This is a genomic window from Pantoea brenneri (assembly GCF_038594305.1).
Classification (GTDB): Bacteria; Pseudomonadota; Gammaproteobacteria; order Enterobacterales; family Enterobacteriaceae; genus Pantoea; species Pantoea brenneri.
In genome coordinates this window covers 29,459-45,078 of record NZ_JBCGBG010000011.1, presented here as the reverse complement: position 1 = coordinate 45,078, position 15,620 = coordinate 29,459, and the positions used below count along the sequence as shown (strand labels likewise).

The following is a 15,620-nucleotide window of genomic DNA, read 5'->3' as shown; positions in this document are numbered from 1 at the left end:
CAGGCAAGGCTCTGTGGTGCCTGTGTCGTCGCTCCCCGGAATGCCTGCCTCAATGCGCTTAAAACGGACAAAGCCTTATTTTTATTAGTCAAATTTATACGCCTTATTTAATAAACCTTTAGAATCCAATAAATCATATTCGCTTTATGCAATCTGAGGGAAAGTTACACAGTGGAAAATCCAGCAAACAGGGCGGTGCAGCAGGCGGGATCGGTTGAGGAACTTATCCGCCTGGTCATGCGCCTGCACAAACAGCGGACCGTAGTAGCGTTTGGCGTGACCAAGCGGGAGGGCGTGAGCCTGCAGCGTGAGCGCCGGAGTGCAAACGACAATGCGATCGCGCTGCTTAACTCACTGCCCCAGGGCTTCGACGGCAATAAATTGACCGACGATCAGCGCCGGGTGCTTGCGGGCTACAGTGGTGAGGGCGGTCTTGAGGGCAGCGGCGGCAGTCAGTATGAGTACTACACGCCGCCGTTTATGGCCGAGGGTATCTGGGATCTGTTTTCCGATTACGGCATCACCAGCGGTCACATGCTGGAGCCATCAGCTGGTACTGGCGTTTTTCAGGAGACAAAACCGGCTGGCGCCATGATGACGTCGGCGGAGATTTCGGACACGTCCGGACGCATTAACCAGCTGCTGCACCCGGAGGACGATGTTCGCCTAGGTGCGTTTGAGATGCTGGCGGCAGCCGTGCCGGATAACAGTTATGACCATGCTGTAGGCAATGTGCCGTTTGGCGACTCGCGCACTGGCTTTGCCGAGCTCGACCCCGCTTACCGCGATGAAACCAACGTCGGCCACTACTTTGTGATGCGCACCATCGACAAGGTGAAGTATGGCGGGCTGGTGGTGCTGGTGGTGCCGAACGGCATGATCGACGGCGGCGGCAACAACAAAAAGCTGCGCGATCGCGTTTCCCGTGTGGCGGAGTTCCTGGGCGCGCACCGCATGCCGTCCGGCACGTTTGCCGAAAGCGGTACCGCAACGGTGGTGGATGTGTGGGTACTGCGAAAGCATACCGAAGCGCTGACGCAGCTGGTGCATGATAGCGATGAACAGTCGCTTGAGGCGGCAAGCGTGCTATGGCCAACGTTCATCCGGGGCAAGTGGTTCGAAACCGAAGGCCGTCGCTTTGTTCACGGTGAAACCGAGCGATCTGACTTCAATAACATCCTGGTGGTGAAGAAAGATGGCCAGCTGACCAATGCGGCAATGAAGGCCGCGCTGTCGCGCCGCTTTGATAGCCGTATCGACTGGGATCGGCTGGGTACGCCTGCCGCCGTCTGGCAGTCGCCGGTTGAAGGTGATAAGCGCCTCATGGCTGGCGTCTGGCACACCTATGACGGCACTCGTTTTATCAAAGACGCCACCACCGCATCGAGCGGGATCGACGCGGAGCGGTTCGGCGCGGCGACGTTTGGCGACCTGCAGACAAAAACGCGCACCATCAACGGCATGCTGTCGCTGGACAGCCGCGCCCTGTATGCCGCCAGCGTGGAATACCCGCAGCTGTTTGACGATCGCATTCACGCCGCGATCCGTTTCGCCATGCAGCAAAAGCCCGGCCACCGCTGGCGCGTTATGCGTGCCTCGATTATCGGTCTGCGCATCAATGACGCGCTGAATACACAGATGCTGGGCGGCGACGCCAGCGGCATCATTGCCGACGCTGCCCGCCTTGTGAGCGAAGAGGTGGGCCAGTACGGCACGCCGAAAGGCCTGAAGCTGGTGGGGCTGTCTGACGCCAGCGCAAAGGGCTGGCTGAGTTTTCAGGCCAACGTCAGCCGTGAAGGCGATCTGTCGGCGCTGCTGAACGGCACCATCGACCGTAGCGAGGCTGTGGCAGTTGATTTCACCAACCCGGAACAGGTGGTATCACATCTTTTCAGCGACGTTGATATGGTTCCGGTTGCGCTGGCCGCCTTCCGCACCGCGTTTACCGGCCAGTTGCCGGAGGATGACGACGCGCTGCTGGCGCACCTGGCGACCTTCCCGGAGATCGCCCTCGATGGCAACGGCAACATCATGCCGCTGGCCCGCGCCACCAGCGGGAACGTGCGCGGCAAAGTCACCCGCCTGGCGGGGCTGATTGACGACGCGCCGGATGGCCCGGTAAAGGCGAACTATGTCCGCCAGCTGGAAGCCATTAACGAGAAGCGCAATCACACGCCGATCGAAGACATTACGGTTAACCTCAATGCCCGCTGGCTGGACCGCCGCCTGATCAAAGAGTTTCTGATCGAGCAGGGCTTTGATGACTTCAAATACACGCAGGACCTGGAAAACGACAACGGTTATCTGACCGCAGAAGACAATTACGCAGGCAAAGACGGCGTTTTCTCTGGCTACCAGGTTCGCTCTGTCACCAGCAAAGGCGGCGTGACCGAGTTCAAGCGCGCCAGCTACAAAGACGGCTACTACAATCAGCTCGAAAACTACCTGAATGGCGTGAAGCCACGCGGGGTAAATGCCAATGCGTACCTGAAGCGCATCAGCGATCTGGAGTCACATTTCAACGACTGGCTGCGCACGCACCCGGACGTGGAAACCGTCGTCAGCGACTACAACGACGCCTTTAACGGCTACGTTCCGTTTGAGCACTCGTCTGCCTCGCTGCAGCTGCAGCAGATCAGCGGCAAACGTATTCCTCTGAGCTATCAGAATGCGGAAGTCCGGCGCCTGTCGGAAGACGGCCGCGGCATCATGGGCTTTGGCACAGGTCTGGGTAAAACTACCACGGCGCTGGCGCTGGAAGCCTATAACTACGAGGTGGGGCGCAGTAAGCGAACTGTCTACGTTGTTCCAAAAGCGGTCCTCCAGAACTGGTATCACGAAGCCCAGGGCTTCTACAGCGCCGAGGCCTTCCAGAACATCCTGTTTGTCGGGCTGGACGAAGTGCGCGGCGAAGATGGCCAGATCATGCAGGCCCAGGAGCGCGACGAGAACAACGAGCCGAAACTGGACAAAGACGGCCAGCCGGTGATGCGTAATGTCGTGAAAGAGTCCGCGGCCGCAACCGTGCTTGAGCGCATGAATATGATCCCGGTTTCCAACTATCGCGCCGTGGTGATGACCAAAGAGCAGTTTGGCGATATCCCGATGCGCCCAGAGACAATCGAGGAAAACTCCAGCCAGGCGGTCTTTAACCAGATTGAGAATGGCCGCACGGACCTGATGAAGTCCACGCACCGCGCCGCCACGTCCCGTAACAAACTCCGCGACAAAGCCGCCGATACCGGCACAAAGAAAAAGAGCCAGATCCCTTACTTTGAGGATATGCACTTTGACAGCGTGATCGCAGACGAAGGGCATAACTATCGCAACTCGCACAGCGCCGGACGTGAAGCGGGCCAGCTGGCCTACCTGCCTAATCCGTCCGTCTCCAAGATTGCCCGCGATATGGCCGTGAAAAGCCAGTACATGATGAAGAAGTACAACGGCCGCGGCGTCGTTATGCTGACCGCCACACCGCTGGTCAACTCCCCGATTGACGCCTTTAACATGCTGTCACACGTCGTGTCGCTGGATGAATGGAAGGCGATGGGGATTCTGACGCCGGATGACTTTGTGCGAGTGTTCGGTGAAACCGAATCCGTAACTGTGCAGAAGATTTCAGGCGAATTGGAGGACAAGCAGGGGCTGGTGGGCTTCAAAAACCTGGACGGTCTGCGCGGCATCTTCCACCGCTGGACGACGCTGAAATCTGCTGCTGATGTGAAAGACAGCGTGAAGATCCCAGGCCTCGACGAGAAAACCGTGGGTGTGCCGATGACCCGCGACCAGAAGGAACTTTATGAAGAGCTGCGCCAGCGCGCCAGCCGTATCGGGCAGAAGGAATCCCTGCAGGACAATGGCGACGGTACTATGTCCATTGTGCAGAACGACGACGATTTCATTTTCTCTGTTATCCGCGACATGGATAAGGTGGTTATCGATCCGGACCTGTACCGCTCTGCTATCACGTTCCGCTTCCGTGAAGAGGACACAGAGCTGGCGAAACAGGTGGCGCGGGCGCTGCCGGGTGAGGCTGGTGGCCAGCTGCTTGCCGGTGATGATGAAGAGACCGCTGAGGACGCGGAAACCGGCCTAACCGACACGCGCACCAGCAAGGTAGTCAAGACCACGCTGAAGAATCGCGGGGGCGTCGTGGAGCTGGTGGTGAGCGATACGCTGGAGCAGCAGGTATTGGAAGCGATCGCCGCTGCCGGTATCAGCATGGAAAACGTCTCGCATCCGGTACCACCGAAGTATGCCGCGCTGATTGAAAACCTGAAGGCAGGCCTGCCAGACGGTAAACAGATCATTTTCATGGATGAAAAGTCCCAGCACAACAAGCTGCGCCGCATCATCGCCAGCGCCCTGGGCCTGACTGAGCAGCAGATCGGCATCATCAACGCGACGACAGTCAGCAAAGCGTCGGGCGTGAAGGTGAAGCCCGTCAAGAAACCGATTGAGCCGGTGGAAAAGGCGGACGGCAGTTTCAAAGATGGCGCGTGGGATAAGTACTATCAGGATCTTGCGCGCTATGAGGATTATCAGGCCGCGCTGAGCGACGCCTCTCTGGCCGGAATGGAAGGCATTGCCGCTGATTACAACGAAGGCCGCACGCCGATCATCATCTGCAACAAAAAGGCCGAAGTTGGGATTAACCTGCACAAAGGCACCGCCGATACGCACCATCTGACACTGCCCTGGACGCCTGCCAGCATCGATCAGCGCAACGGCCGCGGCGCCCGCGTGGGCTCCGAGCGCGACACCATGCGCGTGCATTACTACTGTGGCAAAGGGTCATTTGACGAATTCCGCCTGGAGACGCTGCAGCGCAAGAAAAACTGGATCAACGACGTCATGAAATCTGACGTTTCCAGCATCAGAAACGGTGATGTGGAGTCCAAAGAAGAGCAGAGCCTGCTGCTGGCCGCTAACCCGGAAGAGCGCCGCGCACGCGTGGATGCACAGCTGAAAGCGAAGCGTGAAGCGGACCGCCAGCAGGCCGAACGTGAAGCCGTTGCCGCGCTGGATATCTACCTGAAGGCAAGTGTTGCGGCTGCCACGCCAGTTGAAGTGCTGGAAGAGAACATTACCAAGCTGTCTGCTGCCTTTGATGCGATTAACAGCGAGATTGATGGTCTGCGCGAAGACGTCACCAACGCAGAAGCGGCCTATAACCGTGAGCTGGAAAGAGACGGCAAGCGATCAGCTGATGCCTGGCGCGGTCAGGATCGTCGAACGGCGCGTGCTGCACTGCGTGCAGGCCTGGCGAATCAAAAGAAGCTGGAGCAGGAGATGGGCGGCGCACGTAAGGCGCTGACGCGCTCCAAAAGCGCGGCCAGCACTATCAAACGCTCCCGCGGGGAAGTGGAACGTGCAATTAAGTCCGGCGCGCTGGAAGTCGATCCGGACGTGCTGCGCGCCCCGGAGCAGTACATGAAGCTGCCGGACGGCCAGCTGGTACGGATTGGCGCGTGCTATGAAATCTGGATGAACGATGACCGTCAGGAAAAGGGCGTATTCCAGATCCGTAAATTCTTCCCGGAGAAAAATACGGTTGAGGTTGAGCTGATCCATAAGCCGCTGCGCAGTTATACCGGGCCGAACATCGGTGGTTTTGCAGAAATGCCGTCCGCGCTGGTGGGCGATCGCGTGGATATCACCACTGACCAGGCTAAAGCACTTCAGAAGGCTGCACGGGGCATTGAACCGGCAGAGCTGGTGGACACGCTGAGCCGCGCTGACTTTTACGCTGCCATTCACGCGGGCGTCCTGAACGTGCGCACAGACGGGTGGCTGTACCGCGACAATGATGGCAGGCTGAAACTGGCTTACCTGGGCGGCGGCGCGATCAGCTCCAGCGAAGAACGATCGGCAGAAATGTGGCTGTACCCTGACCATAGCGACGAACAGCTGAAGCGTGAGCTTTACCAGTACAGCGTCGATAACAACATCTACAGCGCGCAGGGCTTCTTTAAGGCAATGTTTGGCCGTAATTACGATACCGCATTGCAGGCTTACGGGAAGCAGGCGGGCATGGCGGACGTGGTTAAAGTCTTCAAACGGCTGGTGGCCGACTTCGAAGCGAACGACTCTAAAAAGCGGACAGTGACCGGCGCGAATGATGAAGAGGCACATGCCGCCTTCCTGGGTTCGGCGCAGGACCGTTACTACTGGAGCAACGTTATCAGTCTTCGCCAGTTCCGTAACGGCATGGAGGGCTTCTCTAACCGTCATGAGTACGAAGGTATGTTCGATCAGCTGCGTAACGAGATGGCAGACGGCAAGGTACAGGCTGTCAGATCACTGACAGAGCAGTATGCCGCCGCCGCGCTGCAGCAATTCCGCCAGATGAGCGAGAGCGACAGCCAGGCCGGTATTGCTGTGCTGCTTGTAAAGTCGAAGTTTGACGCTTTCAGTGACGTTGACCGGGCTGCGACCGTTACAGAGTCACCGGCTGCAATTTATCTACGCGCCGGCGCAACACTGGGCGCGCTCGATGATGCCGGAATTAGTGCGGAAACATTCGCATCATCCAACGCTATCAAGCAGCAGCTGACGATGGTTTATGCGTGGCTGGAGCGGATGGAGAAGGGCGAATACCGGGAGTACGCGATGACGTGGGATGACTACAAAGCGCTGATAACCGGCAAGCTGTCGCCAGACGTTGTGAAGGCCCGCCGTGAAGAGGCCAGCAGACTCGCAGCGGCCGCGGCAACGACAGTACGCACCATTCAGGTACAGAAGCAGTCCGATGGCTTCCAGGTCATGAAAAACGAGCTGGAGCTGGTTGCTTCGCGTAAGTGGCGAAACCGTACCTTTAAAATCGACTTCCCAGCAGGTGGCGCTTATGTCCTGATGGATACCAGCGATAAGCCGGTACTGAAGCGTAAGCAGGTGCGTGACCTGATCAAAGAGAAGTACGGCGCAAAATTCTGGAACTTCGAAGAGGATCCTGTCGCCGGTAATGAGTTCACACAGGCCGCATGGCTAATCCCTTCCTCTCACGATCTCGATGCGCTGCGCGCCGATATCGTAAACGCATAATTCAGGAGCGGCCCGCAAGGGCCGTCAAATATGACGACACTCATTGATACCATCAAGCCAACCGAAACCTACATCGAGAGCCTGCTACCGCTGGCGCTGGACGGGCGAACCGAAGAGGCGTTTTTAGTAAACTATCTGGAAAATTTAGTAAAACGCGTCAGCAGTGCGAGGTTTGCTTACCGGGCATTTGGTCCGTGGTGGCCAGCCGTCAAAACGTTATTGCTGGAACATGCTACTACTAAATTTGGGCAGGTAGTCGAAAGCGATGTAGCTGAAATATACTCGCTTTCACGTCCCGCTCTTACGGTCATAGCTGCGCACCTGTACGCTGACGACCGTACCGAAAACGATGCCGTATTCAGCGCGGTACATCTGCTTCCCGTGATGCCTTCGGCGGATGATACTGAACCTTACATGTACGTCAGCTATGATGAATCCATAGAGAAAAGAAGATTTTAGGAGACACCGTGCCGCGAGAGAACAAGTACCTTAAGCTGGAGGAACTGGAAGCCTATGCCTATGCCAATGGTGCTGAGCTGAATTTTTACCCCCCAACCGGGGTATTTACGATGCGCAATCGCCAGGATCATGAAGCATGGGTTTGGGTGATTAATCCTTATACACAGGAGAGAGTTAAGCGGGTACGGGAACTGGATAAAAGCAGCTGGATTTCCGCACTGCAAGACGCGTTAAATCGGCTCAAAAATGCCGGTGAAGCCTTGTCGCAGGTGAAAAGTGACGAAAAGTAGTGTTTTTAATTGACGTTAAATTAGAAAACCCTTAGATTGCATTAAGCAGCTAAGGCTGCGACAAAGAAAAAGCCCGACCATAAGGCCGGGCTTTCACTTTGCAGGGGTTCAGTTTGGCGACGTACACCCCTGCACCAAACAAAGAGAATATACCATGAATAATTTAGCGCAGCGTGATTTTGTTAATGCCACCTCAAACAAGGCTGTTTCTGCAAAAGCCACGTCTTTTTCTAATGTGATCGGCAGGTTCTTCGTGCTTTGCTTCAGTACGCTCGGTATTATTTATAGCCTGGCGTTCATGTGGATGGCCCATCAGTAAAATGATAACTGCCTGTAATAACTATCTTTCAAAGATGTAGATTACAGGCTTGTTTTTTCCCGTCTCAGCGTTAAAAATACCCCCCAACGCAGATCCACTTTTTAGACTAATTAATCATCGGTTGGCAATTTCGGATATGCGCTTCAGTGAAGAGTGGTTGCACTCCTATAAAAAAAACCAAAAAACCCGCACCAAAGCAGCTGTTAAATCTGCTGGCGGAGCGTCGGTAAAATCCGGCAAAGCCTCTGCCTGGTTAGCGGCAGTTATTGAAATATCGGTTCACGCAAAAGCGCTGGCCGCTCTCGTCAAAAATCCCGATCTGCGCAAAGGCAAGCAAGAGCATTACGATCAGGTTCGAATCTTTGACCATTTTTACCGTCACAACAGGGTTATTTATGACCATCTGTATGCCGTACCAAACGGAGGATTTCGCTTAAAGGCGACCGCCGCAGCGATCGAGGCTGAAGGCGCAAAGCGGGGCGTTCCGGATATGTCCCTGGAAATACCGGCAGGCATCTATCACGGAATGCGGGTAGAGCAGAAACACGGTAAGAATATGCCTTCTGAGTATCAGCTGACGTGGTTGCGTCGCCTGAAAGCGCAGGGGTATTACGTTCTTTTATCATTTTCACCTGAAGAGACGATCAGCGTGATAGAGCAATACGCAGTTCTCAAAGCAGGCGAAGTAATGCCAGCGCATGAGAATGACGTTTTCTGGAGCGAATAAGTGCTTTTTGACGCGCAGTTTTTTACCGGATGCCCGACCTTTGAGCAGTATGCGCGCCGTAAAAAAACGCGTGACGGCTTGGGCCGGGGGCTTTCGGTTTTTGCCGACATGGCTATGGACGTCGGCATTTTCAGAGTACCGAAACAGGAGCTTATGTCGCGCAGCGGCATGAGTAACCGCCAGCTGAACTATTTCGGCGGCGTGAAGGGGATCAGTTACATCTTGAGAAAATCATTAACAGAGGGACGCGGACGCATGACTACGGCACAGATTGAAGGTTTGAACAAAATTGGAATCGGTGCCATTACGTGCAGCTATGACCGCGCCTTGCTGAAAATGAAAGAGGATCCAGAATTGCTGATGCGGCGGGAAGCGTGGGAGGTGGGTTACTTTGTGTCGCTGGAGCAGGAGCATGAAGGCTGTGATGTGCTGATGCTGACCCGACCGGACGGCGGCGTTGAGATTCACGATCTGAGCATTAACGATATGCGCGTCAGCGACTGGGTAGTTATCAGTTGATGGGGCAGGGTAAGCCATACCACTACCATACGGTCTGCTACATGGGCGACAACGGGAAGATGCGATCCGGAGTCGTGCAGCTGGCCACACGTCAGATATCTCGCCAGGCGCTGGAGAACGTTCGGGCTACGCTGAGCTTTGACGAAAACGCAGTGCTGATCTCACACAGCTACCTGGGCAGGATGACGCAGGCAGAGTATGAGACCGGCGAGATTAAAGTGCCGTCAGTACTGCTGAATGTACTGATGATTGTCACTGTCGCCGCCATAGCCGTAACGGCGCTGAAACTACTGTAATCCTCTGCTGGTGGCTGAGTCCGAGACAACGCTACCAGCAACCCAGCCTAATCATTTAATCAAATCTAAGAAAAATCTTAGACAGTGGTTAATTTCGAGTTATCATTCTCCGCAAATAACATGCGGATCTGATTCTCAATATGACTACTCTCGCTCCACTCCAACAGCTGCAAAATCTCCCTTTATGCAAAGTCGATGACGAAGTTCTTCACCAGGCCTTTGTCACCGCTTACGGTCAGCTTAATTCCATCCGCAAACGCCTGACGCTCGATGACCTGGAGCAGCGCCTTCTTGATAACTGCACGAACGCGCTGGAGCAGATCCAGATTGATATTGGCATGCGCCTTAATCATGAAACTGACACGTACAACCTGATGCTTGAAACGCTGGAGCAGGCGCAGCAGCAGCTAAGCGCCCAGTCCGCTTTGCAGAGTGAAGTAGCGCAAATCCGTCTCGATGCAGAGAACGCCATCGAAGAGGCACGCGAGGCGGCTAATCTTCAGGTGCTGGAGGCGGACAACCGCGTAATAAACGCAGAGAACCAGCTGGAGGGGGTGAGATCAGCCCTTACAACCGCGCAGCTGGCCATTGCCACAATGACGCAGGAATACACCCAGTATCGACGTAAAAATCCTGAGCGCCTGGCGCGTGATCTGAATGAGCGTGACAAAACCATTTCGCAGATGCGCGCCGATCGCAAGAAAGACAGCAGCAAACGACAGGAGCTGCAGAGTAAACTCAACATTGCGGATAAGGTTGTCGGAGAAGAGCGCCGCCAGCGCGCCGCGACGGCCAATGATCTGATGAAGACGACCGCTCTTTACAACCACCTTAAGGAACGCGTCGATTTCCACGATGGCCGGGAAGACGTGCGGCAGTTCCTGCTTCAGCTGCCGGACGGCACCGGCGACGTGGGCTGCTACATCTACAACTTCCACTTTGGGCTTAGCGTTTTCCACGGTATCCGCGATATCTCGATCGAGACAGCTGATTTTCATTTTCAAATCCGCACAGCGATGATGCTGGCTATGGACGTGGTGCCGGGAATATGGGGAAACCCTGTATTCCGCCTGCTGCCGGAGCTCGTACCTATGTGGGACACGACTATCAATGACGAGCTGCACACACTGATCATGAAGCGCCTGGCGCAGGATTTCCCACGTCTTCACCAGCGCATTCAGGACGGCAAAGCTGCGCCTGTTTCCGAGCTGGCCATACCGACACGCGTCCTTAACGCACTGATTAAAGCCGGGTATGAGACTGTTGCAGATGCTGGTGGCGAACTGCCTGACCAACTGGCGAAAGTGAAGGGGCTAAGTGAGGTATCAGTGAATGAGATCCGCGCAGCAATAAACAGCTGGTGCATTAAATGGGCGCAAGTGAATGGTGACATCGAGAACATCAAGAACCCTAAGATAAAGCGGCGCTAACCCTTTTTGAGATGCTTTGAAAATCTAAGAAATTTCTTAGATTTTCATTGCTTCATTACTCTGCATTGTGTACATTTCTCCCCGCTGACAAGGGCTTAACGGCTCCGTGCAATATTCATAATAGGCATTTGGCGGATTACTCATAACTGTCTGTTTAATCCGCTCTTTTTTCACAAATCAGAGTCTATTCCAGAGTAGGCTTTGCTGTGTGTAGTAGGGTTTTTGGCCCGGTAGTTTCCGGGCTTTTTTTCAGGTTCAGCCTTGAGTGCATCAGGGTGTGCTGACGGCTGAAACGGGGAAAACGCTTTAGCAAGCGAGGCAAACGCACTGCAAATCTGGCGAGGTTTCCTGACCTCATACGTGACGCAAGCGGACAGGTTGACCAGATACCTAAGTGTCCGCGCCGGGTATGCACCGGCAAGTATTCAGCATGGGTAGCGAAGAGGCCGAACGCAGAAGGTGTTAAGTCCGCCGCCGGTTCAAATCCGGCCCCATGCACCAGTTCGTAACGGGCCGCCCCCGGTTATTAGCTTTTTCCGGGCGTGTTATGAGTAGGGTGAACGGCAAGTAGCCCCTCCTGTCATGGCAGTGAACGCGGTTGATGGACTAATCCCGCGCATAGAACGCCCCATGAGGCTTAAACATGCTCCCGCCTGATCCTCGTAAGGGATCACCATTTGTGAGCGCGCTGGTGCTTCTGTCGTTTTACCTGGCGTTTGGCGAAAGATTACCTCTGTCAGCGCGCTCACAAATGGGGGAATGCGGCTATGCGCACGCGGGCCGGAACAATCACCTATCGGTGTGCAAATTCCTGTTCTATGCTCGTCCGTAGGTTCCGTATCGGACAGCTGGAGGCACCAGCCCCCCATGCACTACACGTCAACACCAGGCGATGCCCTGTTTACTGGCTAATTTGGCTGGTGGCGGGGCAGGGTATCGGCAGGCCTCAACACGCCGTGACTGCTGGGAAAGTCCAGCCCATAACGGCGAGGACACTGTAGGGTGACTTAAACGAGCACCCGGCGCGTGGTTGCTCAGTGTTCTCGGCCGTTGTGGTGATCGCTTTAACACACCGTAGGAGTTGTGGATCCGGAATCCACGGGGCGAAAGCCTTGCCTGTGAATTAACACGGGCGGTCAGCGATGGGCTGCGAAAGCAAAGCGGGTTTAAGTCCCGCCTCAGTGAACAATCGCGCTAACGGGAAACGGTCACAGCAACCCTATTGAGCCCGGCCAGTAACGATATGCCAGCGATCCCTGCTGGTGGCCGAAAGTGGGGCATTTGGGACATGTGGGTGCGGAGCCTGGGCGTTTTATTTCCTTCTCGTCTATTTGGTTATCCGGTCAACACAGAATGTACCAGCCAGCGAATAGGTTGTTGCCATCACGGGTTGAGCGCCTGGGCGTTTAGTTCTGACTGCTGGAAGAGACAGCATTCCTCCACGAAGGACGCAATATGTCGTTATCAGAGTTTGCTGCAGAGCACCCATTTCTCACTTTGATTTATGCGCTGGTGGCCATCTATGCCATCGAGACATTCATCAAGGCGGTAAGAGGCGGCAGGAAGCAGAAGCGCCGCAAATAAGTCACACCAACAGGAAAGAGCATTGCGCCGGATATATGGCCTGCCCCTGTGTAACTTCCCCTGGCGGCAAAGTAGTAAGGTCGCAAAGGCAACGTTACGGGACACGCGGCGTAAGGTGGTCAAATGCAGTGCTCTCTCCGTTGTGGTGCATTCGCAGTTGCTGCTGCGATCGCAAGACTGGCCCCCGCATCCTCAGTCGCGTACACAGGGGTTAAAGCCGCCAGTAACCAGGTTGACCAGTCACTTGAGAGGTTATTTGCCGGGTATGGCACCGGCCACCACTAACGCTTTACCTGACATATCAGGCATCATCAGTGTCATACAGTCAGTTTATCCGGATGCAGAACGCATGAGTGACAGCAACTACACGAAGACTATGAGAGCCATGCAGTTTGTCATGTTTCACTGCCTGCTTAATGCAGGACTGTTTGCCGGTCACAAATGGCTGATCGCGCAACTGGTGGCATGCTGAGACAGGACAACAGGTAAGAGCGCCTGCAATGTGCTTTTACCGTTGTGTTGCCGCTTAACGGAAGCAACCGCCGTTCCATTAAATAGCCGTAAGGCCTGATGGGGACAGACGGACGGTAGCCGGTTCGAATCCGGGCAGCACAATACCATTATAGCCACCCGGCCACGCGCCGGCGCAGGCTTCAAATTACCGCCGTGCGTATCCCACGCCGGATTTAACCAGGTGAACTTTGATCACCGGCGCCTGCCGGGGATTCTGCACGCCTGCAGGAAGAGAAAACGCATGAAGAAGATCGCTCTGATGGGCGCAATTATGGGAAGTCTCAGCTGGGTTGCCCGCCGTCCGCCGACCGTTCCGGTCCCGCAGGTGAGAACGTTGCTGGTGAATGAGAACTGGCCACCCCTGCAGGAAGACATCGAGCAGGGAATATGTCGTCTGGCCACAAACATTCCTGACGTGAAAAAACAGAGACAGGCAGCGCAGAAACGAGGCTATTGATAATGATGACCGCTCAACAGTTAAATTCAACCATCGCCATGATTGCAGACGCAGAAGCAGACTATGCAGGTGATTACATGGCGCTGCTGGCTGTCATTGCCCGCCTGGGATACACCATTACAGAGACGTCTGAGACCAAAACTGACGGATACGCAGCCGTTATCAGCAAAAGTGGCCTCACAATGACCGGTTATGGTGAAACGTTGAACCACGCCGCCTGTGCCGCGCTGATTAAGCTGAATGATCTGATTCTGCGCAATGAAGCGCTGATTGAGAAGGGCGAACTAAATTTCAGGCAGGAGCAAGCACCACTGGCCGTCGCCCAGCTGTGGCTATCAGAGGGCTGTAAAGTGGCGCGGGCAGCATGGGGGAAGGGTGTTTATCTGCACCTCACCAGAGGGCTGACACGCGCAGCATTGAACGGTTCTGATATATACGGTGTACCGGCCCGCTACTTTGATTGCAGCCAGGATGTGGCCGTAACTCAGATGCCCCAGCTTTTGCTCGTTGATACAGAAAAGCTGACTGTCTCCGACTGGGCGCCAGCCTCAACGGATCTTCTCGCAAGCGACTGGAAACTGGTGTAAGCGATTCACAGAGTTACGCTGTAACGTGATAACAAATTGTGAATGAATTGTGATGGTCTTAGATCCTTTGCATGTATATCAAATCTATATCAATGTATTGACGAGATGATATACTTTTGATATATTGCAAGTGGAATATTAGTATTCTTTGAACTGTAAATCGTAGAACTGTAAATCGTAGAATTAAATAATTGTAAAGCTGAATCAGAAACCCTATAGGAACTGTGAAACCTTACTTGTGAGAAATTGTATGAATTTTGAAATTGAGATGATGAGTGGATTGGATAGTGAGGACATAAGTTGTTCCCAGCACATAAGAGGTGTCCGCATGGCAATGCAGGCACCTCTTCACATCAGGGTACTTGATGCAGCAATAGCATCAATAACACCTGCCAATAAGATATAAGTCTGGCGCAACGTCTGACTGTCTAAGCGTGATAACGGCCTCAAAAGCGTTTTATTTCTTTTCCCTTTTGAGCAAGCTGCCCGCTTATTGATCTAAAAGATATCGGAGTAACACAATGCAAAATTCAACTGAAAAACAAGTACATAGCTTTTTGTTCAGATTAAAACGTCAGGACTCACCTACAGGAGTCAGCGAAGATACAATGAACTTGCTGATGAGTGGGCTGGGCCTGAGCCAAACCGAGGTTGCGCATCTTGCGCTGAGAACGTTAGCCGATAATTATCTGCCGACATATCAGCCCGATGATGAGCAGCTAACGCCAGCTCAAATCCAGATAATTCGCGACGCCAGTGCGGCAAGTGACATTCCGGAGGAGAGTTTTATCAATAGACTGTTCTGATGGAGACAAAATGGCAGCTCAAAGTTCAAATAGCACTACCTTTAATCCTTATCACCCACTGGCCACGCCTGGCTCAATTGTGTGGTGCAAGTTTCAAAACCATAATTTGCCAGGCGTTCCGGCCAAACTACGACCTGCCTTAGTGCTGGCTAACGATCCAACGAACCATGCTGTCATCGTTGCTTATGGAACCTCCAATACAAGTAAGTGCTTTGTTGGTGAGTTCATTATTCCAACTACCGACCCTGACTTTGCTATCACTGGGCTCCAGCATGATACAAAGTTTGATTTGGCTAACACAGTAAAAATATTTTATACAGATGAGTGGTTTGCTCGCGCTCCTGCACACAAAACTCGCATCCCGCAACCAACAAATCCTACAATGGGTGCTTTAACGCCTACAGCGATGAACTCTGCCAGGGCGGCAAACGAAGCACTGTTGGCTAAGCTTTCAAAAACAGCTCCCAGAAAAAAGTAGAAAAGCCATGCCCCCCTCTGGGGGCCATTATTGGGCTGAAAAACGGATATTTTCTTAAGTTAATTTTTAAAATCTAAGCAAAATATCCGGGTTTACCATGAAAATACCGCT

At 54.1% G+C, this 15,620-nt stretch carries 13 protein-coding genes and 1 tRNA gene; all 14 read left to right on the top strand.

Going from position 1 to position 15,620, the window contains the following annotated elements; all coding sequences use genetic code 11:
- Window positions 1-171: 171 nt before the first annotated feature.
- The 14 genes from AABB92_RS22600 to AABB92_RS22535 all read left to right on the top strand — a co-directional run bounded on the left by AABB92_RS22600 (window position 172) and on the right by AABB92_RS22535 (window position 15,509).
- Complete coding sequence (locus AABB92_RS22600) at window positions 172-7,044, top strand: SNF2-related protein (RefSeq protein WP_046289633.1); 6,873 nt, start codon at window positions 172-174, stop codon at window positions 7,042-7,044.
- A 30-nt stretch (window positions 7,045-7,074) separates the two neighbouring features.
- The gene (locus AABB92_RS22595; protein WP_031378207.1) at window positions 7,075-7,503 is read left to right on the top strand and encodes a hypothetical protein; all 429 of its coding nucleotides are present in this window, start codon (window positions 7,075-7,077) and stop codon (window positions 7,501-7,503) included.
- 8 nt (window positions 7,504-7,511) lie between these two features.
- Window positions 7,512-7,793 (top strand): hypothetical protein, encoded by a 282-nt coding sequence (locus AABB92_RS22590; RefSeq protein ID WP_046103137.1) that lies wholly within the window; start codon window positions 7,512-7,514, stop codon window positions 7,791-7,793.
- Window positions 7,794-7,947: 154 nt separating this feature from the next.
- Complete coding sequence (locus AABB92_RS22585; protein WP_161797064.1) at window positions 7,948-8,112, top strand: hypothetical protein; 165 nt, start codon at window positions 7,948-7,950, stop codon at window positions 8,110-8,112.
- A gap of 49 nt (window positions 8,113-8,161) precedes the next feature.
- Window positions 8,162-8,839, top strand: coding sequence for a PDDEXK family nuclease (locus AABB92_RS22580; RefSeq protein ID WP_238585887.1), 678 nt, complete (start codon window positions 8,162-8,164; stop codon window positions 8,837-8,839).
- Window positions 8,840-9,358, top strand: coding sequence for a hypothetical protein (locus tag AABB92_RS22575; protein WP_046289631.1), 519 nt, complete (start codon window positions 8,840-8,842; stop codon window positions 9,356-9,358).
- A gap of 59 nt (window positions 9,359-9,417) precedes the next feature.
- Window positions 9,418-9,654 carry a hypothetical protein gene (locus AABB92_RS22570; RefSeq protein WP_152659138.1) on the top strand — a complete coding sequence of 79 codons (237 nt, stop codon included), beginning with the start codon at window positions 9,418-9,420 and terminating at the stop codon, window positions 9,652-9,654.
- Window positions 9,655-9,794: 140 nt separating this feature from the next.
- A complete protein-coding gene (locus AABB92_RS22565; protein ID WP_152659137.1) occupies window positions 9,795-11,084 on the top strand; it encodes a DNA-directed RNA polymerase subunit alpha C-terminal domain-containing protein in 1,290 nt (429 codons plus the stop codon).
- A gap of 428 nt (window positions 11,085-11,512) precedes the next feature.
- Window positions 11,513-11,585: transfer RNA gene (locus tag AABB92_RS22560), tRNA-OTHER, on the top strand.
- 954 nt (window positions 11,586-12,539) lie between these two features.
- Window positions 12,540-12,668: a hypothetical protein gene (locus AABB92_RS22555; protein ID WP_255352441.1), complete on the top strand. Its 129-nt coding sequence runs from the start codon at window positions 12,540-12,542 to the stop codon at window positions 12,666-12,668.
- 754 nt (window positions 12,669-13,422) lie between these two features.
- Window positions 13,423-13,638 carry a hypothetical protein gene (locus AABB92_RS22550; RefSeq protein WP_031378182.1) on the top strand — a complete coding sequence of 72 codons (216 nt, stop codon included), beginning with the start codon at window positions 13,423-13,425 and terminating at the stop codon, window positions 13,636-13,638.
- Between the two features lie 2 nt (window positions 13,639-13,640).
- Window positions 13,641-14,225: a Thoeris anti-defense Tad2 family protein gene (locus AABB92_RS22545; RefSeq protein WP_031378181.1), complete on the top strand. Its 585-nt coding sequence runs from the start codon at window positions 13,641-13,643 to the stop codon at window positions 14,223-14,225.
- Between the two features lie 521 nt (window positions 14,226-14,746).
- Complete coding sequence (locus AABB92_RS22540; RefSeq protein ID WP_031378180.1) at window positions 14,747-15,031, top strand: hypothetical protein; 285 nt, start codon at window positions 14,747-14,749, stop codon at window positions 15,029-15,031.
- Window positions 15,032-15,041: 10 nt separating this feature from the next.
- On the top strand, window positions 15,042-15,509 hold the full coding sequence (locus tag AABB92_RS22535; protein ID WP_072051053.1) for a type II toxin-antitoxin system PemK/MazF family toxin: 468 nt from the start codon (window positions 15,042-15,044) through the stop codon (window positions 15,507-15,509).
- The last annotated feature ends 111 nt before the right edge of the window (window positions 15,510-15,620 follow it).